The organism is Antarctobacter sp., assembly GCF_048262615.1.
Lineage (GTDB): Bacteria > Pseudomonadota > Alphaproteobacteria > Rhodobacterales > Rhodobacteraceae > Antarctobacter.
In genome coordinates this window covers 1-24586 of record NZ_JBLXFB010000017.1, presented here as the reverse complement: position 1 = coordinate 24586, position 24586 = coordinate 1, and the positions used below count along the sequence as shown (strand labels likewise).

Here is a 24586-nt window from a genome sequence, read left to right as displayed (position 1 = left end):
TCCCAGCGTCACACGCCCTGTAGTTTCTGTCCAATGTCCCGGTGGCTGCGCCACCAGTGCATCACCACCACCAATCCAACGGTCAGCACCAGCCCATAGGCCAGCCCGACCGCCTGCGCGGTCTGCACCGCCGACCAGTCCAGCCAGTCGGGCGACAGCTCCCAGATTCGCGCGATGCGCGCCGCCAGCAGTTGGTGGGCCACGGCCAGCAAAAATACCGCAAAGACGGTCGCAACCAGCGTGATCACCAAGAGTTCCAGCAGCACCAGAGACGCGATGTGGCCCAGCCGGTAACCCACGGCCCGCATGATGCTGAGGAACCGTTCGTTCGAGACGATAAAGGCCTGCACCGACAGGCCGACCGCGATGGCGATGGAGACGGACATGGCCGTCATCACCGCGAACAGCAGGTTGCGGCTGCCAAGGGCAATTCCCAACAGCCGCCGCACCTGCGCCAGCGCGTCATCGTTCAACTTGTAGCTGGGGCCATAAATCTGGTCGTAAAGCTCTGGCCGGTCGGCGCATGCGTCGATCGTGCAGAACAGTTTTTCGGCATAGTCGGCGTCGAAATACAGCGCCGCGCTGTCAAACGGCGGCCAGCCGTTGCCCCAGTGGTTGGGGCGGATGTCGGGCGTTTTCATCAGCCGCAGGTAGGCGTCGTTGGTCATGGCGATTTCGGCGCTCAGCACGGACGATCCGGGGATGTCCGCGATCAACCCGGCGATGCGCACCGGTTTCAGCAGCTTTTCGGTGCCGAAACAGAACTGGTCGGGCAGCGGGTCGCCCGGATCGAGGCCGAACCGACGCTTGAGGAAATCCGGTGTGACAAAGGCCGCATCGCGCAGATCGGGTTTGTCGAATTGGCCGATTGTCATGGGCGGCGCACCCGGAGGCGCGACCGGCAGTTGGCGAAAGAGCGGCTCGGATTGGTCAAAAACCACCAGCACCGCGTTGCCCGCCCGGTTGCGCGCGCCGTCGCAATCGCCGCGCAGGTCCGCCGTGCGCACGCTGAGTTCCAGCCGTCGGCCAAAGACCTGTGGCGGCCGCGCGCCTGCCGCGATTTCAGGGCCAAAACGGTCCGCAAGGTCGCTTTGGATCTGTCGCACCGCGCCCAGCGACAACAGGTCCGCGGCGGTGCTGTCCACGTCACCGAACCGTTCCAGCGTGTAGTGCGACACCTCTGGCCGCGACAGGTCGCGGGCGAATTTCGCATCCAGAACAGACGTCCCGAAGAGGGTCGCATAGGCCGCGAGGATGCCCAGAAGGATGATCAGCGCAAAGGTCGGGCGGGTAAACTGGAACGGCCCGCCCCAGATCCGGTGGGACATCCGCCGCAGCCAGCCCGGTTTGCTCTGGGGCGCGGGCTGGCGCGGGAATAATTCCGCCAGAACAAAGCGCCAGATGAAATGCGTGATCCCCAAAAGGTTGAACCGCGCGGGCGCGGGCGTTTCCCTTGCCGCGCCATTGGCGCGGCGCCGCTCTGCCGGTTTGGGATGAAGGATCAGCCCTTGATTGCCGAAAAAGGCGGTGTCGAGCGTGGGCAGGTCGGCCCCTTGCGCCTTCAGCCGGTCCAGCGCCGCGCGCCGTGTCGCGGTGTCGGCCCCGTCGGGCAAGGCCAGCGGCGCGCCGTCCTGCGACAACACCCGGCCCCGGTCGACATAAAGCACCGCATCGGCGATCTCCAGCGCCAGCGCCTCGTCATGTGTGACCCAGATCACTGTCGCGCCAGTATCCTGCGCCCAGTCGCGCAGGTGGCCCATGATCCGCAGGGCGTTTGTGGAATCAAGGCTGCTGGTCGGTTCGTCGCAGAAAATCACGCGCGGATCGGCGGCAAGCGCACGGGCCACGGCGATCCTCTGCTGTTGGCCCCCGGACAGGTCGGCCACCCGCATGCCGCGCAGGTCCTTGGCGTCGCCGTCCACACGCAGGAGGCCGAATTCTGTCATCAGATGATCGAACCGCGCGGGGAGCAGCGGCGGGCGGGTCAGGGCGCGCGCCATGTCGACGTTCAACCCCACCGACAGGCTTTTCATCAGGTAGGATTCCTGAAAGACAAAACTGACGGTGCCCGGTTTGGGCAGCGCACCGGCCAACAGATCGCAGCAGTCCTCGCCGCCGGGCAAAAGGCGCAACTGCGATCCATCGGCCTCTGCGGACACAAGGTTTGGGGCCTTGAGGCCGCTCAGAACGCTCAGCAGGGTCGATTTTCCAGAGCCTGACGGCCCCATGACGGCCACGACGCCGGGGCCGGTGATGTCCAGCGCGTCGATGTAGATGCCGCTGAAACCGGGTTGCTCATTGCCCTGCGCCGAGCGGTAGACCACGCCGGTCTTTTTGCAAATCGCCACGCGCTTTTGCACCTGAAACCTGTTTGTTTGAAATCACCTGTGGTTGACTAAACCGTGTTCGGCGCGGCCACGCAAGGGTGCAGGCCGTCGGACCATCGCGGTCCCATGGCCCCACGCGACCTACGCTGGCGGGAGGACAGGCTGCCGGGGGATGGCCTCCGGCCAACAGCGAACCGCTCTGGACGGCGTGCAAAATCGGTGCATAGTGACGCCCGACGGATCGCGGCACAGATCCGGGTTCGGGGCTTTCGGGCCGATTGTCGGCGCGCCTGTTCAGGTGGCCGGCAAGAAAACGCCGTGTTTGCGCCTTTCGGCCATGTACTTTCCCGCAGGCTTGGCCTATAGGTCCGGATCTTGTGCCGATGCGGCGCTGTTTCCGGCAGGTGCTGCCGCTATTCCATGGAAATTCCCCACTATGATCTCTTCCCTGTCCGAGGCGCTTGCAGAGCGTGGATTCGACAAGCTGACCCCTGTTCAAGAGGCCGTCATCGCGCCGGAACTGGCGGCGTCGGACCTGCTGGTCTCGGCGCAGACCGGGTCGGGCAAAACCGTGGGCTTTGGCCTTGCCATCGCTCCCACCCTGTTGGGGGAGGCCACCTCGTTTGACCGCGCGGCAGAGCCGCTGGCGCTGGTCATCGCGCCGACCCGTGAACTGGCGTTTCAGGTCAAACAGGAACTGGCGTGGCTGTACGCCCGCACCGGTGCGGTCGTTACCTCCTGCGTGGGCGGGATGGACATGCGCGACGAACGCCGCGCCCTGTCGCGCGGCGCGCATATCGTTGTCGGCACACCCGGACGTCTCAAGGACCACATCCTGCGCGGGTCGCTGGATCTCAGTGGGCTGAAGGCGGCTGTGCTGGACGAGGCGGATGAGATGCTGGACCTCGGGTTTCATGAGGATCTGGAATATATTCTGGGGGAATCCCCGAAAGAGCGGCGCACGCTGCTGTTCTCGGCCACCGTGCCGCCGACCATCGTCAAACTGGCAGAACAGTACCAGCGCGACGCCAAGCGGATCAGCACGCTCAGCGGCACCAAACAACACGCCGATATTTCCTATCAGGCGATCCGGGTGGCGGCGTCCGACAGCGAGCACGCGATATTCAACATGCTGCGCTTTCACCATGATGAGGGGGCCATCGTTTTTGCCAACACGCGGGCGGCGGTGAACCATCTGACCGCGCGTCTGGCCAACCGGGGCTTTGCCACGGTCAGCCTGTCAGGGGAACTCAGCCAGACCGAGCGGACCCATGCGTTGCAGGCGATGCGCGACGGGCGGGCGCGGGTCTGCGTGGCGACAGATGTGGCGGCGCGCGGCATCGACCTGCCGAACCTCAATCTGGTGATCCATGCGGATCTGCCCTCCAACACCGAAAGCCTGCTGCACCGCTCGGGCCGGACAGGCCGGGCAGGGCGCAAGGGGATCTCGGCGCTGATCGTGCCGCCGAAGATGGCCAACAAGGCTGACCGGCTGCTGAAATGGGCCAAGATCAACGCCGAATGGACAGAGGCCCCATCGCCCGAGGATATTCAGCGGCAGGATGAGGACCGGCTGTTGTCCGATCCCGCATGGGATGAGCCGGTGACAGAGGAACAGACCACCTTTGCCGCCAAACTGCTGGAGCGGCACGGCCCCGAGGTCATCGCCGCCGCCTATCTGCGCCTTTACCAGTCGCGCCACGCCGCGCCTGAGGAGTTGTTGCCGCCGGATGCGAAGCCGGCGCGTTCTGCCGAGCGCACCTTTGGCCCCAGCCGCTGGGTTGCCCTGTCGGTGGGGCGCGGCGACCGGGCAGAGGCACGCTGGCTGTTGCCGCTGCTGTGCCGGTCCGGTGGGCTGGACAAGAACGATATCGGCGCGATCCGGGTGCAGGACAGTGAGACCTACGTGGAACTGCTGGCCGCCAAGGTCGACGGCTTTCTGTCGGGACTGGGTGCGGAGGCCGTTCTGGAAGACGGCATCACGGTGCGTGCCATGGACAATGCCCCGGACCTGAAACCGCAGCGCCGGGGACCCAAGCCGGATGGCGCAGGGCCGCGCACGTACCGGGATCGTGGAACCGACGACAAGCCGCGCAAACCGCGCCCGCCCCGCGACGACGCCGCAGCACCCGCGCCGCGCAAGGAACGCTCTGAGGGCGACGACCGGCCTGGGCCCGCCGCAAAGGCCAAGTATGGCGACAAGCCGAAATTTGGCGACAAGCCAAAGTACGAGGGCAAACCAAAGTACGAAGGTAAGCCGAAGTACGAAGGTAAGCCAAAGTATGAGGGCAAGCCGAAGTACGAAGGCAAACCCAAGCACGAGGGCAAGCCCCGGACAGAGGCGGCCGCGTCCGCTCCGGCGCAAGCCCGGACACAGGACAAGGACGCAGCCGGACCGGCAAAATACAAGGCCCGGCCCAGCCCGGCAGGCAAGCCCGGACATAAGTCCACCGGCCCGAAACCCTTTGGCGCAAAACCCAAGGGGCCGGGCAAGGGCAAACCCCATGCCGCCGGCGCGGGCGACGCCAGCAACACCTCCAAGCGGTTCACGCCCAAAAAGCCGGGCAAGGCCCCGTCCAAGGCGCGCGGACCAGGTGGCCCCCGTGAGGGCGGCTTTGACGCGCCCCGGCGCGGCAAGCGCTGAGGTCAGGGATGCCCAGGGTGCGCCCGAACCGGACGGTTTGTCCGGTCCGGGCGCGCGGTCAGGGTCTTGTCGGGTGGGATTGATCCTCAACTGGCGGACACGCGGGGCGAAATCGACCCGGCAATCCGGCAAAGGCCTGCAAGCCCGCGACCGGTCCGGGATTTTATGAACGTCGGCCCTTGCAAGCGGCGTGCTCTCGCGCGATGCCGTTACTCCAGCGGCGACCACCAGAACACGGACCAGACTCATGACCGATCACAGCAATCGCAAACCCTCTCTTGCCACCCGTGTCGCGCAGGCCCTGCACGCCATCGAGGCCGAGACCGGGGCGGTCGTCCCGGCGATCCAGCCTGCGGCCACCTATGCGCGCGACGAGAACTACGCGGTGCGCAAACCCTATTGGTATCGCCGTGACGGCAACCAGACCACCAGCCACGCCGAGGCCATCATCGCCGAACTGGAAAATGCCAAGGAGTCGTTTCTGTTCGCCTCGGGCATGTCCGCCTGCACCGCGGTGATTGAGCAATTGCCGCCTGGCGCGCATGTGGTGGTGCCGCGTGTCATGTATCACGGTGTCCTGCACCAGTTTCAGACCTACGCGGCGAAACAGCGGATCACGCTCGACTACTATACCGCCGGAAACCTCGATGAACTGGCGAGTGCCGTCAAACCGGGCGAAACCCGGCTTGTCTGGGTCGAGACGCCCAACAATCCCAACTGGGAGGTGACCGACATCGCCGCCGCCGCAGAGATTGCCCATGCCGCCGGGGCCAAGCTGTTGACCGATTGCACCGCGACGCCGCCCAACATGACCCGCGCGCTTGATTTCGGGGCGGATTATTCCTTCCATTCGGCGACCAAATACCTCAACGGGCATTCGGATATCACCGCCGGGGTCCTGTCGGTCAAGGAGACCGATCAGGACTGGGAAGACATCTATCTGGTGCGCAAGCTGCAAGGCACGGTATTGCAGTCGCACGATGCATGGTTGCTGATCCGTGGCCTGCGGACGCTGTTCCTGCGGGTCGAGAAATCCTGCAAGACGGCCATGGCGATTGCCCGGCACTTTGACGGCCACCAGCACGTTGCGGCGGTGCTGTACCCCGGATTGCCGACCGATCCGGGACATGAGATTGCCAAGCGGCAGACCGACGGACAGTTCGGCGGCATGTTGTCGATCCTCGTCAACGGCACGGAACAGAACGCCATCGACGTGGCCCGGTTCTGCGAGCTGTTTTACCCCGCAACCTCGCTGGGAGGGGTCGAAAGCCTGATCGAACATCGCAAGACCGTCTCGGGTGAGGGGTTCCCGGTAGATGCGCGGCTGTTGCGCCTGTCGGTCGGGATCGAAGACCCCGACGACCTGATTTATGACCTTGAGCAGGCTTTGGCGCGGGCGTTCGGCTAACACGACTTGCCGTGCCGAAACGGTCCGAAAAGACCGTCTGCGCAGGGCGGCGGACCGCAGTCCGGCGGGGTGGTTGACCCAACGCGCGCAGGTCGCCCAATGGACCGGCACGGCCGGTCCATGCGGCGAAGCGGGTCAGAAGGCTTGATTTATACAGCCCTAGCTTGCATCCTTGGGGGGATCTTCTCCAAAAAGGTTTCAAGACATGCTCCGCCACAGCGTCGCCGCCACCCTTCTTGTCGTTTGGTCCGGAGGCGCTGCGCTGGCGCAGTCCGATAGGACGACGCTGCCGTTGCCGTCTTCGCTGCCTTTGCTGGATTACGAAGAACAGCTTTATCCGTTCATCGCCGACCGCACCTTTGCCAAAGAGGGCTGGACCCGCGACAAAAGCTGGCGCGACACCGGACCGTTTGTGCTGGACACGTCCTACGGCGTGCATCCGGCGGTGCGGATCTACTATTCACCCGAGGTGCTGACATGGCTTGAAGGCGGGCGAAAGGGCGGCATTCCCGACGGCGCGATTGTGGTCAAGGAAATGGCCTCTCCCCCCGCCGCGCGCTATGTCGAGTACCGCGAGATGCTGGCCTACATGCACCCCGACGACCCCGCCAAGGTCGAGGCCGAGATGCTGGCGTTCCTGCGCACCACCGGCGGGTTGAACTGGACCGTCATGGTCAAGGACAGCGCGCTGTCGCATGGCGGCTGGTTCTTTGCCTCTGTCGGACAGTCGGCAGCGGTGGACAGCTTTGACCCGCCCTATACGCCGCCCTCGGGGCAGGCGGGTGACGGGATGTGCATGCGCTGCCACGCCTCCGCCGCCGAGGAACTGATCTATTCCAGTCTCGACAATGTCGAAGGCTATCCCGGTGAGCCGCTGATCTTTCGCGTCGACGAAAGCTGGCGCGATATGGAAGGCTTTCCGCCGGGGCCCTTCAACCTGCCGGCCGTCCAGCGCCCGGCGATGGGCGCCAGCGAGGCGGCCCTGATCGAGGATTTCTTTCACAGTGAGACGGCGCTGGCGAAATCCAACGCCAAGGTGGCGTCCTCACCGATGGAGATCAACCCGATCTTCGCTGCGATGTTCCCGCCCACCGGTGGCATTGCGGTGCCGCCGGGCAAGGTCCAGACGCTGCCCAGCGAATGGCTGGACCATGTGCCGGCGCGGCCCAACGATGTGCAGCACTTCCTGACCTCTGACAATTGCATTGGCTGCCACGGCGGTCTTGGCGGTCCGCCCTCGGGCACGACGATGTTTCTGCAAACCGGGCCAAACTACGGTGACGGCTATAACATTTCGGAATACGGCGAATGGCGCTGGTCGCCGATGGGGCTGGCGGGCCGCGACCCGATCTTTTTCGCCCAGCTCGAAAGCGAATTTGCCCTGCTGCAAAAGGCCGGTTCGGGTGATCTGACCTCCAATCTGGGCACCACTTGCCTGTCGTGCCACGGAGCGATGGGCCAGAGGCAGCTGGAGATCGACGCCCACGCCAACCCCGACGCAGGTCTGGACCCCAACAATTTCAAGGTTGCCTATACGCTGCTGCACAGCCCCCTGACCGAGGCGGAGGAAAAGGCGCAAAAGGCCGACGGCACCTATGATTACCACCTTTACGGCAACCTCGCGCGAGAGGGCATTTCCTGCACGGTCTGCCACCATATCGCGCCGCCCGAACGGGCTGAGGGGCAACCAGAGTACAATAAGCTGGACACCTACCTGATGAATGGCACCACCGGGGTCTTTCGGATGACCGACGCCGACCGCCTGATCGGGCCGTTTGCCGATGTGCGTCAGAAACCGATGGAAAATGCCATGGGGATCACGCCGGTCAAGGACGATTACATCAAGGACAGTGAGCTTTGCGGGGCGTGCCATACGATCAACTTGCCCAATGTGGACGCGCCCACGGACAAACCGCTGGAGGGTTATACGGCAGCGGATCAGAAGGTGTTCAACGACGCCGCCCGCAATGGCGCGGCTTTGCTCAATACCGAATACGGCGTGACCTTCCCCAAGGCGCTGACAGACTTTCAGCACTCGGTCGAACAGGCCACCTATATCGAGTGGGTCAACAGCATCTACAGCGAAAAGGGCACGGCGCAGTCCTGTCAGGATTGCCATATGAAGTCCGACTTCCACAGCGTCGATGGCAGCCTGTCCGTGCCCGCCATCACCACGCAGATCGCCAGCATTCAGGACACCAAGCTGCCCGATGTGGCCAATCTGTTGCCGCAAGAGGACGTCGACGTGCCCTTCCGTGAGGGCTATCGGCGGCACAATTTTGTCGGTCTCAACGTGTTCATGGTCGAGATGATGCGTCAGTTCAGCGCCGAAATGGGGATGAGCCGCACCGATCCGATGACGTATGCGACCAATGGCGCACAACTGGCGATCGACACCATGGTTCTGCAAGCCAGAGAGGAGACGGCGGATGTCACGCTGGACCTGCGCAAAGGCTATGGCGGACTGGTGGCCAATGTGCAGGTGACCAACAAGACCGGGCACCGTTTGCCATCGGGCGTCAGCTTTCGCCGGGCTTTTCTTGAGGTGCAGGTTGTGGACGAAAACGGTGACAGACTGTGGTGCTCGGGCTGCACAAACGGCGCAGGTGTGATTGTCGACCCGCTGGGGATGCCGCTGAAGACAGAGTTTCTGGACGTGGTGCCCGAAGGCGCGGAGATCGCACTGTACCAGCCGCACTACAGGGTGATCAGCGACCAGACGCAGGTGCAGATTTACGAGGAACTGACCCTGAACGCCGACCGTGTCTTTACCACCAGCTTTGTGCACCGCGACTATCACCCCAAGGACAACCGCCTGACCCCGCACGGCGCGCTGACCCCCGGCACGCCAGAGTTCATTGCCCGGTTTGGCGACAGCGAAGTCACCGCCGCCTTCATGAAGGCGACTGTCCCGGAGGGGCGGGCCGCCTCTGATCCCGATTTCAAACCCGGCTCTGACGCGCTGGAATATCGGATCACGCTTCCCGATGGGGTGGACCCGTCCAAGGTGACGGTCACGGCGACGCTCTATTCGCAGGCGATCCCGCCTTATTATCTCAAGCAACGGTTTGAGACGGCGCCGAATGGTCCGGCGACACAGCGGCTGTATTACCTTGCCAGCCGGCTCAAGACCAAAGGCACGGCAATCGAAAACTGGAAGCTGGCGACCGGGTCGGCCTCTGCGGTGCTACAATAACGGCGCGCTGAACGTGACGAAGGCGGCTAGCCGCCTTCGTCCAGCGGGGCCAGAAGCGCGGCGATCTCAGCCCGCAGCCATTCATGGGCGCGACTGGCTGAATAGCGTCGGTGCCAAACCAATATGATCTGGACGATATCAAGCGGCATGGGCGCGCGGTAAATGATCAGGCCCGCGTCCTCGGCCACATGGCGGGCCAATGCGGTTGGCAGCAAGGCCACCAGATCCGATCCGGCGACGGCGCGGTAGACACCGGAAAACACCGGCATGGTCATCACGACCCGACGGGTGCGCCCGACGCGCGCCAAGGCGGCGTCGCCCATGGCCTTGATATTGCCCTGTTGGGAAAACAGGACATGGCCCAGGTCGCAGAACAGATCGATCGGCACAACGTCTCCGGGCGCAACCCCGGCTCTTTCCAGACGCGGATGCCCCTTGCGGGCGACGACCGAAAAACTGGACCGGAACAGCGGCTGGCTTTCGACCCAGTCGGGCAGGTCCAGCGCCGGGATCAACGCAAAATCGACCTCATAGCGGTCGAGCGTCCCAACGTGGTCATCCGACACCAGACTGACAAGATGCACGCGGACGGACGGCGCGACGCCTTGCAGCCGGTCCGCAAGTTGCGGCATAAGAAGTTCGGCAAAGAAATCGCTGCCGGAGATCCGGAACCTATCCGCTGAGCGCGACGGGTCAAAGTCCTCGCGATCGCGGATCAGCGCCTCTGTCTGCTCAAGGATCTGCCGCAGCGGCGCTTCCAGCGACAGGGCGTATTGCGTCGGCTCCATCCCCTTGCCCCGGCGAAAGAACAACTGATCGCCCAGCGCGGCGCGCAAACGCCCCAGCGCCGCCGAAACAGCCGGTTGCGACAGCCCCAGACGGTCCCCCGCCTTGACGGTCGATTTGTCCAGAAGCAGCGCGTTCAGCACACGCAGCAGGTTCAGATCGAAGCTGGATAAATTTGCCATGTCGATATGTTTAATATTCTTAATCGATTTTTCATATGGCTTTTGGCGCGGTACAGTGAAGCCCGACGAGAGCGCTTTCGTCTCCAGCATATCACTTGGAGGAGACGATGAATGAGTCCCTGCTTGGCCCGGATGCCTTTGAATGGCTCGGGGTCCACTACCGCACCATCCTGACCACCGAAGACAGCGGCGGAACCCTGTCGATCACTGACTCCGTCTCGCCGCCGGGGTCGGGTCCGCCACGCCATATCCATCATGATGCCGACGAAAGCTTTGTGATGCTCACCGGCGACGCCGAGTTCTGGCTGGCGGGCAAGACCGTGTCCTGCGGTCCGGGTGGCACCGTCTTTGTGCCGCGCGGCACAGAGCACACGTTTCGGGTCATCAGCGACGTGCCCGCGCGGCATCTGGTGATCCTGACACCGGGCGGGTTCGAGCGATTCTTTGTCGACATGGCCGCAGGCGATTTCCGCATTCCCGAAGACATGGCGCAGATCGAACAGATCGCCGCCGGTCACAACCTCACCTTCACCGGGCCGCCGCTTGGCGCCGACCTACAGGAGACCTGATCCATGAAATCCCTTCCGACCCTGTTCTTTGCGACCGCTGCCTTCTTTGCACTGTGCGGGATGATCTGGGGCATCCAGATGTCCGCCACCCATGACCATTCGTTGTCCCCGGCGCATGGACATTTGAATCTGATCGGCTTTGTCGTGATGTCGGTTTTCGGAACCTATTACGCCCTGACCGCACACGCCGCGCGGACCCGTCTGGCGGCGATCCACTACCTGCTGGTGACACTGACGGTGATCGTTTTGGTTCCGGGGATCGTGATGGCCATGACCGGCACCACCGAAACGCTTGCGCAGATCGGGTCCATGCTTGCGGTTGTCTCCATGGCGCTCTTTGTCTTCATGGTGTTGCGCCACGGAGTCGGCCCGGACCGGGCGGCGACCGGCGGGGCGGTGCCGCAGGCACAACCGGCGGAATGATGCATTGCCCCGGCGCGGTTTCGGACGGGTCGGGGCATATGAAGCGCTACCGTTCCGGTTCCGACCGGTGTCCGCCCAGTCCGAACCGGCGTTCAGATCGCCGTCCATGTCTGGCCCAGCGTGTCCAGCAAGGCCCGCACCGTCGGGCGGTCAAGGTGACGCTCCTGCGTGAGAAAGCTGAGCCGGGCAGGCACCGTCACCGCGTCGCTGACCGCCAGTCCCGTGGTCTGGCGTTCGTGCAGCGCGATGGATTCCCGGCACAGGCTGAGGCCGACACCGGCGCGGACCATTTCCAGCATCGACGCCTCTTGGTCGACCTTGGCGACGACGTTTTGCACGCAGTTGTGGCGGGCAAAAACCTCTGCCAGCAGCCCGTGATGGGATGAGGTCGGTGGCGTGCCGATCCAGGGCAGGGCGGCCAGCGAGGGCCAATCGGCCCCGTCCACGCGGCTTTGCCAGCCCGGTGGCGCGATCACCCGATAGGAAAACCGCGCCAGCGGGATCATGTGCACCGCATCGTCACCGGCCTGCGGGGCCAGTGCGTCCGGCGCGGCAAGAAAGAACCCGGCATCGACCTGCCCACGGGCCAGACGGGCCAGCACGTCGCCGCTGACCGCATGGCTGAGTTCCGTGGTGATGTCGGGGTAATCCGCGCGCAGGCGGCGCAACAGCGGTCCCAAACGGATGAAATCCGGGTCCACGATGGTGCCGATCCGCAGCGTGCCGCCGATCCGTCCGCTGCGTTTGCGCGCGCTGCTGCGGAAATCGTCCATGGCGTTCAGGACGTGTTCGGCCTTGTCCAGCAGGGCCGCGCCGTCGTCGGTCAATATCAACCCGGTGGCCGTGCGGCTGAACAGGTCCGTGCCGGTGTCCTGCGCCAGCCGCTTGAGCTGTTGACTGACGGCGGGTTGGGTCAGGTTCAGCACATCCGCGGCGCGCGACACGCTGCCCTCACGCGCGACCGTGATGAAGGCGAGCAGGGCATTGATGTTGGTATAGCGAGTCATATAAATTATTCTTATAATTATATGTGAATTTTGTCATTGGAAAAGAAATTTCAAGCTCTGTACCACCGATGAAAAGGGTCAGGGGGAGCAGCAGATGTCAGATGACATGACGTTCGATTATGTCGTGGTGGGCGCGGGGACCGCAGGATGTCTGCTCGCCAATCGGTTGAGCGCGGAGCCGAACACCCGTGTTCTGCTGCTGGAGGCGGGCAAGCGGGACAATTATCCGTGGATACATATCCCTGTCGGCTACCTGTATTGCATCGGCAATCCGCGCGCCGACTGGATGTTCCACACCGAACCCGACAAGGGGTTGAACGGGCGCAGCCTGCGGTATCCGCGTGGCAAGACGCTGGGGGGCTGTTCCTCGATCAACGGCATGATCTACATGCGCGGTCAGGCGCGGGACTATGACAACTGGGCGCGCATCACCGGCGACGCCGCGTGGTCGTGGGACAACAGCCTGCCGGATTTCAAGCGGCATGAGGATCACTACAAGCTGGATGGTGGCGCTGATCCGGCGACCGGAGACAACAGCCGGTTTTCCGACCTGCACGGGACGGGCGGCGAATGGCGGGTGGAAAAGCAGCGCCTGCGCTGGGACGTGCTGGACAGCTTTGCCGATGCGGCGGAACAGATCGGCGTCGAAAAGACCGACGATTTCAACACAGGCGATAACGCGGGGGTTGGGTACTTTGACGTCAACCAGCGCTCTGGCTGGCGGTGGAATACCTCCAAGGCGTTCCTGCGTCCCGCCAAGACGCGCCCCAATCTGACGGTCTGGACAGAGGCGCAGGCAGAGCGGCTGACCTTTGACCATGACGCAGGCGGCGCGCTGCGCTGCAATGGCGTGGTGGTGCACCGGGCGGGGCGGTCGGTGACGGTCACGGCCCGCAAAGAAGTTGTTCTGTCGGCGGGCGCGGTGAACTCACCGGCGATTTTGCAACTGTCGGGCGTGGGGCCAGCGGGCCTCTTGCGGAAGCAGGGGATCGAGGTGATGATGGACGCGCCGCAGGTGGGGGAAAACCTGCAAGACCATTTGCAGATCCGCGCCGTATTCAAGGTCAAAGGCACCAGAACCTTGAACGTGTTGGCCTCTTCGCTGTTCGGCAAGGCGATGATCGGGCTGGAATACGCGGTCAAACGCTCTGGCCCGATGAGCATGTCGCCCAGCCAGCTAGGCGCGTTCACCCGGTCGGACGCCGCGCGCGCCCATGCGAACCTTGAATACCATGTGCAGCCGCTCAGCCTTGATGCCTTTGGCGAGCCGCTGCACGACTTTCCGGCCATCACCGTGTCGGTCTGCAACCTGAACCCAACCTCACGCGGCAGCATCCGGATCGGATCGAATGATTTCCGCGACGCGCCCAAGATCGCGCCGAATTATCTGGACACAGAGGATGACCGCAAGGTCGCCGCTGACAGTCTGCGGCAGGTCCGGCAGATCATGGCGCAGCCTGCGATGTGGGTCTATGAGCCGGAAGAATTCAAACCCGGTGTACAGTACCAGACGGATGCGGACCTGGCCAAGCTGGCCGGTGACATCGCCAATACCATCTTTCACCCCGTGGGCACCGTGCGGATGGGGCGTGCAGACGATGCGGACGCGCCTTTGGACCCGCATCTGCGGATGAAAGGCATCAAGGGCCTGCGCGTGGTCGATGCCTCTGTCATGCCCGAAATCACCAGCGGCAACACCAACTCACCCACCCTGATGATCGCGGAAAAAGCCGCCCAGTGGATGTTGGCCGGGGAATAACCCCGCCAACACGGAGGAAATCCATGCGCACGACATTCTCTCAGCTTCCGCTCACCGGCGTGAAGATCGTCGATTTCGGTCAGTATATCGCAGGCCCTGCCGTGGGGATGCTGTTGGGCGATCTGGGCGCCACCGTGGTCAAGATCGACCCACCTGCCGGTCCGATGTGGCACAGCCCCGCCAACGCCGCGCTGAACCGCAACAAGGTGATCGTGAACCTTGACCTCAAGACCGGGGACGGTCTGGAAAAGGCCCGCGCGCTTTGTGCCGAGGCCGATATTCTGATCGAAAACTTTCGCCCCGGTAAGCTGGCGGCGCTGGGGCTGGATTTCGCCGAGATGCGCGATGCGCGGCCCGAGTTGATCACACTGTCGATCCCCGGTTTCGCCTCCAACGATCTGGAGCGGCGCGAGCAGCGGGCGTTTGAAAGCGTCATCGCGGCCAGTTCTGGTGTCTTTACCGACATGGGCCTGAACCGCGTGCTGATGGGGATCAACCCGTCCTTTTCGCCGCTGCCACTGTCCTCTGCCTATGCGGCGCAGATCGCCGCGTCATCGACCGTTCTGGCGCTGCAATCGCGGCAGGTGACAGGCCGGGGTGACCATATCGAGGTGCCGCTGGCCGCCGCCGTGATGGAGGGGTTGTGCTACAACTCGATCAAGGTGGCGGACATGCCCGAACGCTATCTCACCCAGCGAGAGAAAGAGATTGAGCGGCGGCGCGTCGAGGGCCTGCCGATGAACCTGTCTTACGAGGAATTGCAGGAACTGCTGGACCCGTTCTTTCGCAGCTACATGTGCAAGGACGGGCGTATGTTCTACGTCGTCTGCCCCAGCCACAAATATCACGCCAAACGCTGCCTTGAGGTGTTGGGCATCTACGACGAACTGGTTGCTGAGGGGCTGACCTCTGAAGAGGACACCTACAAACCCTATGCCGAATGGACCAGCCATGTGTCGCTGGGTGTCTACCCGATGCCCAAGGACTGGGCCGATCATATCGCCGCGCGGATGAAAGAGGTTTTCATGACCCGCACCGCGCGTGAGTGGGTCAAGCTGTTTGGCCGCGCGGGCATTCCCGGTGGCGCGCAACTGTGGCTGCAAGAGTGGATCAACGACGAATACGCCGAGGCGGCGGGCCTGATGATCGACGTCACGGACCCGGTCTATGGCGAGATGACCATGCCCGGACCGGTGGTCTGGCTGGAGGAAAGCGGCGAAGAGGCCCTGACGCCAGAGCCGCGCCGCTGGGTCGGCTTTGATGAGGCGCTGTCGGTCCTCAAGAAACACCGCACCGACATCCCCGAGGCAACCGAAGAAAACGACCAAGAGGCGTGGTTGACCGGGGTCCGCGTGCTGGACCTGTGCAATGTCATCGCCGGTCCGCATTCGGCCAGCTATCTCGCGCGTTTCGGCGCGGAGTTGATCAAGCTGGACCCGGCAGAGCCGCTCTACGACAGTTGGAACACGGTGATCTATGGCCTCAGCCAGATGCGTGGCAAACGGTCCATTCTGGCGGATCTGAAATCGCGCCACGGACGGCAGGTCTTTGAGGATCTGGTGAAAACGGTGGATGTGATTGTCTGGAACGCGCCGGACAGCCAGATCAAGCGCATGGGGCTGGACGCCGAAAGCCTGCGCAAGCTGAACCCGGACGCGATCTTCTGCAAGCTTGATTGCTTTTCTGGTGTGCGGCGCGGGGTGCGGACCGATTATATCGGCTATGATGACCTTGTGCAGGCGGCGACGGGCATCATGACCCGGTTCGGCGGCGCGATGGACCGACCAGAGGAGCACGCCCATGTCGGCACCATCGACGTCATGTGCGGCTTTGGCGGGGCGCTGTCGGTGGCGGCGGCGCTGTACCAGAAATACCGGCACGGGCGGATCGGGCGCGGGCGAACCTCGCTTTCGGCCAATTCCGGTCTGCTACAGGTGCCCTTTGCCTTTGACTACAAGGGGCGTGGGCTGTTCGACGAACCCTCGGGGCCAGAGGCAAACGGCTGGGACTCGCTCAGCCGGTTCTACAGCACCGCCTCGCTGCGCCATATCCTTCTGTGTGCCTATGAGGCCGACCTGCCGCGCTTTCGCGCAGTAGAGGGGCTGGAACAGCTGCCGGACGTGGCGGTTGAGGAGCGCGCCGCCTATCTGGCCCATGCGTTCCAGAACCAGCCCGCGACCGAATGGGTGAACCGGCTGCGGGCCGCCGACATCGGTGTCGCGATCTGCGAAAACATCGACGCCCTGCGCGCCCGCAATGAACAGGCGTTTGACGGCACACCGGGGACGGACAAGGGCAGCTATTCCTTTTCGATCTATCCCGATCACCCCTCGGGCCACGAGGTTGTTCAACTGGACCCCTATGCCGTGCGTCCGGCGCGCGGAAAGGTCTACGCGCTCAACCCCGCGGAAAAGTTCGGCACCTCGACGCGGGCCATTCTGAGCGACCTTGGCTACAGCGATGCAGCGGTGCAAAGGATGCTGGACGCGGGCAGCCTGAGCACCTCATGGAGCGCGGCCTATCTGCCGGGCTGACGAAAGGCGCTTTTGCGGCGTTGGCAGGGGTGTTACGCCGCAAGCAGCAGCCGCGCCTCGTGGCTCTTGAGGGTTGGGGCCACGGGGGGCGCCACATGGCTGTGGTGTCCAAGCTCGGGGAAGACCGACAGCAGTTCGGCGCGCGCAGATGGCGCAAGGTTGTTCAGCGCGCAGGGGCCGGGATAGAGGCTCTCGGTCGGGGCACCTTCGGACAGGATGATCTCATGCCGGTCAAAGAGCAGATGTACATAGGTGATGACCTCGACATCCTCAAAAACCACGTTTGATCCGTTCACGAAATCCTGTGCCGCGACCAAAGCGCCGGTCAGCCCGAACAACAGCGAGACGCGCCAGTCGCGGACCAGTATCCTGTGCTGCGGCGATACGATCAGGTCACGGGTGTTGCCAATCGCACCGGCCCGGAAGCGGATCGGCCGGTTGCCCTCATGCGTGCGGTAGCGCCGCTGGCCGACCCAGCGGACGGTTGCCTTGCGCCCGTTGATCGTCCGCACGCGGTGCCCCGGCTTGAACAGTTCCACCCGTCTTGGGCCATCCGGCGTGTCGATCAGCGTGCCCGCCGCAAAGCAGACCGGCTCTACATAGGCGTCGGCGGCGTAGCTGGGCCCTTCCTGAGCCGAGACAACCGTTAGCGGCACGCCGACCGGCGGCCAGCCACCCGGATCACCGATAAAGGCGATCCCTTCGACCGTCGCATAAGAGGGAGAGCTGTTCTGCACGTTGAAGGCGACCAGCGTGTAGGTGTTGGTGCCGTCCGTGACGTTGAACGCGTATTCCGCCTCGACGACGCTGCCATTCACGTAGGTGACGCCATCGACGACCTGCGCGCCGTTCAACTGCTGCCCCGAGTCGTTGTCCGCGAAACTGGTATCGTCATCGTTGACCGAAATGGCCGACCAGTTGGTCGAGTTGAGCGTCAGGGTGCGTCCAACCAGATGTGAGCCGTCGCCCTGCGTGACGCCGTCAAGCTGGCCGCCGCCGCTGATGGTGACGTCGCCTTCGCCCAATACCCAGATATCGTAGGTCGGCATGAGTCCCTGACTGCCTCTTCAAGATTTTGACCAGACTGAAGCCAAATTTAGGCAAAATTGGGGCCAATTCGTTTATTTGGGGAATTTCCGGGCCACGCGCCGCAACATTCGGGGCCGTCCGAGGCACGGGCCTTGCGGTATATATCCGTTTTTCCGGGACTCTCTCGGGATGGTTGTGCCGGTCCGAATGACTCCCGGAAAGCGGTCAAACTGATTGGCAGGCGGCAGCGTTGTGTCTCCTGTGCATAACATCCCCGCGAGCTTTGCCGCGAGGGTTGCTTTCCCGCGAACATCTTTGTCATGTGTTCCTTTGACTGCCCGTGCCTGTCGGAGGGTGCCGAGTTCTCTTGTCTTCGTTGGGTGCGTGCTACTCTGTTTTATTCCTTTGAGGGCGTATTGACGCTTTCCGGGACAACGCGAGAGGAAAATCGTGCGACCCAAGACCCTTGTTCGGATGACCGCCATTGCGGCCCTGTCCACAGCCACATTTCAAAGCGCCCCGGCCATGGCCGATGCCGGCAGCTTGCTTGATCCTCAAACCCGCGCGCTGCAAATGCAGCAATACGACGAAGTGCGCACCAAGACGATCCTCGAACTACAGCCGTTCCGCACCACCCAGACCGCGCGCGGTGCCGATGGCACCAGCTATGAACTGGTCGCCCTGAACCCGGCGATCAACTCCTGGTTCCTTTTGACAGTCAGCTCCGAAGGGTTCTGGTCATCCACGCGCCAGTTCCATCTGGAACTGGCGGACCCCAAGCACAGCACGATATCGCTGGTCGCCGGGGCAGAGCCGGAACTGGTCATCAAGGGCGAGGCGACAGAATTCCGCTGCACGCCATGGGCCGGCAGCAGCCCGGAACTGGACGACGCGCAGTATCGCGGATTGCCCTTCGCCCCGATCTGCGATGAGCGGGTCTTTTTGCGCAACCGCGTCAAGGGCAACTCGACCAACCGTGAGGCGGTGGCCGATTTCCTGCGCGATAACGTTGTCTTTGGCGAAAGCCTCGTCAACATGATCAAGGGCTCTTTCTACGAAGATGCCTTTATGAACTCCGGCCCCGTGATCGAAGGGGCCGATGCCGGTGAGACCGTCAAGGCGCTAGGCAAGGCGCAGTTGGACAATGCGCCGGTGTTCCGGACCAGCTTCAACTTTGACCTCGACGGGGCCGAAGGCGATCGCGTCGAAGCGGGCAGCTGGTACGCGGTCAGCGATATTCCGGGTGTCTATGCCAGCGCGATGCAGCCGGGCATGATCTCACGCGATTTGCTGAACCGGTCGGGCGAAACAAACGCCCTGGACGGGGTGGAACGCGGTGCCGATGTCTATCTGATCGCCTTCGATCTGGAGCAGTTCGAGGTTGGTCTGGAACTGGGCACCGACCACCCGCGCGTCGACTGGTCGCCGCGCCCCTCCGGCGCGGGCCGAAACTACCGTATTCCCGGCCCTGACGGCATCGACGACTCAGCCCCGCTGGTGCGCTCGGGCATGCTTAGCCCGGCCAAGACGGACCGCGTTGTCGGCACCTTTGCCTCTGGATTCAAGCGCAGCCACGGCGCGTGGCGGCTGACCGAAAAGGCCTATACCAACTATGGCCACCACTACGGGTTCATCAGTGAGGGTGTGATCTTTTCCAAGCTTCAGCCCGATCTGGCGACGATCCTTGTGCTGGACGATGGGACCATCGACATGCGCACCTGGACCGAGGCGGACAACACGCTGTTGCCGCGCATCCACTATGCCCGTCAGAACGGTGTGGCGGTGGTCGAACCGGACCCGGCCACCGGCGACGGTGTGCCCGGCAGCCAGATCCGCAGCTGGATGGGCGGCAACTGGTCCGGCAATGCCGATGCCAAGCTGCGCACCCTGCGCGGCGGCGCCTGCATGAAGACCGCCGGGGGACGTCAGTTCCTGATATACGCCTATTTCTCGACGGCCACGCCGTCGGCCATGGCGCGGACCTTTCAGGCCTATGGCTGCGAATACGCCATGCTGCTGGACATGAACTCGCAAGAGCACACATACGCCGCTGTTTATACACAGGAAAACGGTGATGTGGTGCCGCACCACCTTGTGCGTGGCATGGCCTCGATCGATTCAAAGCGCCGCGATGGCACGCCGATTCCGCGCTTTGTGGGCTTTCCCGACAACCGCGACTTCATCTACCTTTTGAGGAAGTGAGGCATTCCATGGTGACGTTTCGCAAACTGCTGGGCACGGGGCTGGCCGTCACGCTGGCGGGGGCATTGGGCCTGTCCGAAGCATCGGCGCAAAGCCTGCAACAAAACAATGAGGCGATGTTCCGCCAGATGCAGGCGGCGCGCGGCGTCACCGATGCCGAACTGGGCCGGATTCGCCAGATCTTTGCCGGATCGCGCTGGATCGGGCAGGGCAATCCGTCCGTCACCCGGCACCCGATGACGCCAGAGCAGGCGCAGGCGCGCCTGCCCGCCCCGGCGCTGGAGTTCTATCGCAACAAGGCGTTCGAAAAGATCTGCGGTGAGAAATACATGGCGCCGCTCTATGATCCGGCGACGCAAAAACCCGAAGACGCCAAAGCCTGCGCCGACATGTTCGAATACCCCAACGTGCCGTTGGCCTACCCGGTGACATGGGTCCGCGCACGGGAGGCGGCGCTGCTCTGCGCCGCCGAGGGCAAGCGGATCGGTGACGCGCATGAATGGGAAGGCGCGTCGCACGGGGCGCTGACGCCGCCGGATTATTTCTTTGGCATGAGCGTGCAGGCCGCCCGCGCGGCGCACAACCGCAAGTATGAGCCCAGCGCCCGCTACAGCATCGGCCCAAGCTGGAAACGGGGCGTCTGCGCCACCAACAGCACCAAATCCGCGTCCTGCAACGGCGGCAGCTTTACCGGCTGCGGATCGAACACCTACCCGGCGGGCAGCTTTCCCGACTGCAAGAGCCCGCTTGGCGTCTACGACCTTGACGGCAATGCGGCGGAGCACATGAACCTGCCTTTGGCCGCAGATCAGATGGCCAGCCGTGGCAGCACAAAACTGGGTGTTACGGAAATGAAGGGCAGCTGGTTCATCTGGGACAAGGTCCGCGCCCACACCCACTGGAGCCGGTGGCGCGCCCCGTATTGGCACGGCAGCCGGGTCTTGGCCACCAACAGCCATCACAACTACCACCTTGGGTTTCGCTGCTTCAAAGATGTGAACTGACCCCGTCTGACAGGTCAGAACAAAAACGCCGCCGGGCAGAGAGCCCGGCGGCGTTTTTGTGTGAGGGCAGGCGCATGACCGTGATCGAATCCGCCTGTTGCGTTGTTTTGGCGTGGCTGTGCGGTTTCCCTGGCCTCGGCCCAATTCCGAGCGGCGGAGGCCAGGAAAAGAGGGGGCAGCGCCCCCTCATACTTAGTTGCAAGATCGACGTGGCTTGTGCCTCAGTTGGCGCTGGCCACCCGCAGTTGCGCGGCGCGGATCGGGCCTTCGTCGCTGATAAGGCTCGCGAAATCCGGGTCCGCCATCAAATCTGCCAGCCGCACCGGACGCCCGTTCAGATAGGCGGTCTGGCTGACAAGGCGGACGCCGTGGCTATAGTCGGCATAGGTCGCGCCGTGCACGGTGCTGAGCGGTTGGATCGCCTTGCCGTTGGTCCGGTGCCATCCGTAGATCGCAACCCGGCCTCGGTTCTTGTTGAGGCGGTTGGTCAGCACCAGATCCTTTTTGTGGCCTGCGATCAGGTGACCGGCAACAGAGGCACCGCGCACCTGCGTTTCAACGGTGGCGTTGTGGCGCACAAGGTAGTCGGTCGAGGACATTTGCGGTCCCGGCTTCATCGGGCTGGGCGCGACACGCTTGTCCGAAGCGCGATAGATCTGGTCGACCATGCGGCGCGTCGGCAGCATCATGTCGAACCGGCCCGCGATCTGCATCGCGGCGGGCAGCCCCATCGGCACGCGCACAAAGTCGCGGTTGCTGCCGACGGCAAGGTAATCCGGGGTCACGCAAAAGGTGATCTTGACGCCTGCGCCATCACGGGCGCGGCCGGACACTTCGACCGGGACAAGGTCCTGCAAGAACGACGGCATGTTTCCGGCCATCATCTCTCCGGCGACACGGCGGTCACGCTCGGTGCCGCTGACCTGCATCAGAGCGGACATGACCGATTTTCCGCCCTTGGCAGAGCCTTTGCGGTTCGGCATCGCGCGGGTCAGGCGTGTGTTGCACACAGCGCCGCCAACGGGGCGTTCGATGCTGCGCGGCAATGAGGCCAGCGTGGTCTCGGGCACGGCGGTTTCGGGCACGTCGGTTTCCGGTGTCGCGGCAAGGCGGGGTTCGGGCACTTTCAGACCCTCCGGACGGGCCAGGGGGCGCAACGACACCGCGACCTGGGTGCCGTCTGTGACGTCTGGCAGGTCAAACGCGGGCCGCATGCGCGGACGAATGCCGGCGATGGCCGCGACCCGTGGCATCAACGATGCGTTCAAAACCTCGGGCTGCGGCTCGGGCGAAATGCTGCTGGGCGGCAGAGCCGCCAGCGCCTGCGGCACGGGCCGGGTATCCGCCTGCGGCAACCCATCGGCGCGCGGGGCCGAAAGGCCCGATGGCGCGGCGCGGGACACGTCGGGTGCGCTGGCATGGACGCGCTGGGTCGGCAGTTGGTGCGGCGGGTGCCACGTCTGGGCGCGGGGCAGGCGGCGCACAACCGTGTCCAGAATGACCCGGTTGGACGCGGGGGCCGGTGTCAGGCGGCTGACCGTCACCGGCGGCACCGCCCCGGTGCGCAGTTGCGGCTCTGGTGTCCAGAGCAGAACCGTCACAGCGGCGGCGGCGTTCACCGCGGCAAAGCCAAGCGCAGCAGCCACGAAACGCGGTTTGCGCGTCAGGACTGCAAGTCCGGAAAACCTGATCTTGAGATTTTCGGGGATTTCGAATTTCGGAGTGTTTGCCTGCATCATGTGCTGCCTCGTAGACGCCAAGCGTTAAGCGAACAATGACGTTGCGCGCGCTGACTCCCGTCTTGGGCGGGAAGCCGCCAATGCCGTTCGCACGCCGCCTGTGGCTACAAGGCCGCAAGTGGGGTCATGCACTGATGCATTCGCTGATAGCGTTTGATCTCATCCATTTGGAATGAAAGGGTAACTGTGTATTTAAGTCAATTTGCTTCGGCAATCGGTGGCGGTTTTTCGCAAGAGCGTGCAGCGAGGCAACAACTCGTGGACGAACTTTGGAAAAACGCTGAAAAGTTGAAAGGAACGCGCGGATGACCCGTTTGAAAAGAGATCTGGCCAAGGCGATTCTCGCCTGCGTGCTGCTGCCGCTGGCCACGCCGGGGTTCTCGGCTGGTGCGGAAGAGGCGGCTGCGACCTGTCGTGAACTGGCTGGACCCGCCACCGCAGAAGCGCCGGTCAGCAAGCAGGCGGTTTCAGATTATTTTCGGGCGCTGCGCTCGGCGCGGGCGGCCTGTGAACGGGCGGTGATCGGGGCGGCGCCGGACCCGGAGGCGCTGTTCAACGTGGCGGTGCTGATGCAGGCGGACGGCGAACACGCGTTGGCGCTGGAGACATTCGAACTGGCCGCCGAGGCGGGGGTTGCTGCGGCGCGGACCAAGGTGGGGGATTATTACAACTTTGGCACCGGCGGGGTGAAGCCGGACATCGACCGGGCCATGTCGGAGTACCGCGCCGCGTCGGACGCGGGCGATCTGCCGGCACTGGCGACCTTGGCGATGATGAGCGGGCTGGGTCGTGGCACCTCGCGCGATTTCCGCCAGATGGTCAGCTTGTTGGAACAGTCGGCGCGCGAGGGCTATCACTTTGCCCAGCTGCGGCTGGCGGCGATCTATATGCAGCCCAACAATATCCCGCGCAGTCTGGCCGAAGAGTTGGGCCTGCCGGATGTGGTGAAGGCCGCCGAGATGCTGGAGAAAGCCTCGGCCCAGGGCAATGAGGATGCGGCGCGGGCGTTGCAGACGCTTTATTCCGAGGACGGGCCGGTCACGGACCCGGCGCAGCGGGCGGCCTTGATCCGGCGCTCGGCGCAGGGTGGGGACGCGGCGGCGATCAATGCGCTGGGGTTCCTTTATGAGCGCGGCGAGGGGGTCGAGTATGATCCCGAGCAGGCGGCGTCCTTGTATGTGCAGGCCCTTGAGACGGGCAAGGTTTCGGTCAATGAGATCCGCGGCACCGTGTCGGGCCGGGCGGTGCAATGGGACCGTGAGACGGCGCTGGCGTTCCAGCGGATCTTGCAGGAGCGCGGCCTGTATGATGGCGGCTTGGACGCCAAGATTGGCCCTGGCACCTTGGGGGCGGCGCGGGGGCTGGCGCCCTAGTGTCCACGCGTGGACAGCCGCACGCCTGAACAAAATCAACAGGTTACAGAGACGTTTTTACCTCTGATTAACAAAGGCCCGGTTTTCCAATGGGATGCCGGGCCTTTTTCTGGAGAGGGCGCAACCCGTGTTGGCGCGCTTTGCCTTGGCCCGCAAAACCCTGTCCTGCACCGCGCAGGTGTCAGGACATCAGGCGTCAGTAAAGATGGGTCGCGCCCAAAATCTCGTAATAGGTGGCTCTGCCTCAATCTGTGTGGCGGAACGGGAGTATTCTCGCCCGCAACAGGTCTGGACCTGCCCGGCCGTACATTGCGCGCGTGAGGGTCTTCAGGCGGTTGATCTGACCTTCCGCCTGACCATTGCTCCAGAGCATCTCGACGGCGTTTTTTGACCGCATCGAAGTC

Annotated in this window: 15 protein-coding genes; 10 read left to right on the top strand and 5 right to left on the bottom strand. The window is 63.7% G+C overall.

Going from position 1 to position 24586, the window contains the following annotated elements; genetic code table 11:
* Positions 1 to 8: 8 nt before the first annotated feature.
* Positions 9 to 2348: an ATP-binding cassette domain-containing protein gene (locus tag ACN0S5_RS16945; RefSeq protein ID WP_417209923.1), complete on the bottom strand. Its 2340-nt coding sequence runs from the start codon at positions 2346 to 2348 to the stop codon at positions 9 to 11.
* A 415-nt stretch (positions 2349 to 2763) separates the two neighbouring features.
* Between ACN0S5_RS16945 and ACN0S5_RS16940 the strand changes: the two genes are divergently transcribed.
* The 3 genes from ACN0S5_RS16940 (at position 2764) to ACN0S5_RS16930 (ending at position 9575) form a co-directional block, all read left to right on the top strand.
* Positions 2764 to 4971: a DEAD/DEAH box helicase gene (locus ACN0S5_RS16940; RefSeq protein ID WP_417209922.1), complete on the top strand. Its 2208-nt coding sequence runs from the start codon at positions 2764 to 2766 to the stop codon at positions 4969 to 4971.
* Positions 4972 to 5218: 247 nt separating this feature from the next.
* Positions 5219 to 6379: a trans-sulfuration enzyme family protein gene (locus ACN0S5_RS16935; protein ID WP_417209921.1), complete on the top strand. Its 1161-nt coding sequence runs from the start codon at positions 5219 to 5221 to the stop codon at positions 6377 to 6379.
* Between the two features lie 205 nt (positions 6380 to 6584).
* Positions 6585 to 9575 carry a hypothetical protein gene (locus ACN0S5_RS16930; protein ID WP_417209920.1) on the top strand — a complete coding sequence of 997 codons (2991 nt, stop codon included), beginning with the start codon at positions 6585 to 6587 and terminating at the stop codon, positions 9573 to 9575.
* Between the two features lie 26 nt (positions 9576 to 9601).
* Here the strand turns inward: ACN0S5_RS16930 and ACN0S5_RS16925 are convergent, their stop codons facing one another.
* Complete coding sequence (locus ACN0S5_RS16925) at positions 9602 to 10543, bottom strand: LysR family transcriptional regulator (protein ID WP_417209919.1); 942 nt, start codon at positions 10541 to 10543, stop codon at positions 9602 to 9604.
* Positions 10544 to 10650: 107 nt separating this feature from the next.
* Here ACN0S5_RS16925 and ACN0S5_RS16920 point away from each other — a divergent pair, with 107 nt between their 5' ends.
* Together ACN0S5_RS16920 and ACN0S5_RS16915 are read left to right on the top strand one after the other, a co-directional pair.
* A complete protein-coding gene (locus tag ACN0S5_RS16920; RefSeq protein WP_417209918.1) occupies positions 10651 to 11112 on the top strand; it encodes a cupin domain-containing protein in 462 nt (153 codons plus the stop codon).
* 3 nt (positions 11113 to 11115) lie between these two features.
* Positions 11116 to 11535, top strand: coding sequence for a hypothetical protein (locus ACN0S5_RS16915; protein WP_417209917.1), 420 nt, complete (start codon positions 11116 to 11118; stop codon positions 11533 to 11535).
* Between the two features lie 92 nt (positions 11536 to 11627).
* On the opposite strand, the gene ACN0S5_RS16910 is transcribed toward ACN0S5_RS16915, so the two are convergent.
* Positions 11628 to 12542, bottom strand: coding sequence for a LysR family transcriptional regulator (locus ACN0S5_RS16910; RefSeq protein WP_417209916.1), 915 nt, complete (start codon positions 12540 to 12542; stop codon positions 11628 to 11630).
* Between the two features lie 94 nt (positions 12543 to 12636).
* Between ACN0S5_RS16910 and ACN0S5_RS16905 the strand changes: the two genes are divergently transcribed.
* The gene (locus ACN0S5_RS16905; protein ID WP_417209915.1) at positions 12637 to 14301 is read left to right on the top strand and encodes a GMC family oxidoreductase; all 1665 of its coding nucleotides are present in this window, start codon (positions 12637 to 12639) and stop codon (positions 14299 to 14301) included.
* 23 nt (positions 14302 to 14324) lie between these two features.
* Positions 14325 to 16835 carry a CoA transferase gene (locus ACN0S5_RS16900; protein ID WP_417209914.1) on the top strand — a complete coding sequence of 837 codons (2511 nt, stop codon included), beginning with the start codon at positions 14325 to 14327 and terminating at the stop codon, positions 16833 to 16835.
* A 32-nt stretch (positions 16836 to 16867) separates the two neighbouring features.
* Here the strand turns inward: ACN0S5_RS16900 and ACN0S5_RS16895 are convergent, their stop codons facing one another.
* A complete protein-coding gene (locus ACN0S5_RS16895) occupies positions 16868 to 17884 on the bottom strand; it encodes a Hint domain-containing protein (protein WP_417209913.1) in 1017 nt (338 codons plus the stop codon).
* A gap of 430 nt (positions 17885 to 18314) precedes the next feature.
* Here ACN0S5_RS16895 and ACN0S5_RS16890 point away from each other — a divergent pair, with 430 nt between their 5' ends.
* Positions 18315 to 20066 carry a hypothetical protein gene (locus tag ACN0S5_RS16890; RefSeq protein WP_417209912.1) on the top strand — a complete coding sequence of 584 codons (1752 nt, stop codon included), beginning with the start codon at positions 18315 to 18317 and terminating at the stop codon, positions 20064 to 20066.
* Between the two features lie 8 nt (positions 20067 to 20074).
* Positions 20075 to 21070, top strand: coding sequence for an SUMF1/EgtB/PvdO family nonheme iron enzyme (locus tag ACN0S5_RS16885; protein WP_417209911.1), 996 nt, complete (start codon positions 20075 to 20077; stop codon positions 21068 to 21070).
* Between the two features lie 221 nt (positions 21071 to 21291).
* Here ACN0S5_RS16885 and ACN0S5_RS16880 read toward each other — a convergent pair whose 3' ends face one another.
* Complete coding sequence (locus tag ACN0S5_RS16880) at positions 21292 to 22809, bottom strand: hypothetical protein (RefSeq protein ID WP_417209910.1); 1518 nt, start codon at positions 22807 to 22809, stop codon at positions 21292 to 21294.
* A gap of 305 nt (positions 22810 to 23114) precedes the next feature.
* On the opposite strand from ACN0S5_RS16880, the gene ACN0S5_RS16875 reads away from it, so the two are divergent.
* Positions 23115 to 24182 (top strand): tetratricopeptide repeat protein, encoded by a 1068-nt coding sequence (locus ACN0S5_RS16875; RefSeq protein WP_417209909.1) that lies wholly within the window; start codon positions 23115 to 23117, stop codon positions 24180 to 24182.
* Positions 24183 to 24586: the final 404 nt, after the last annotated feature.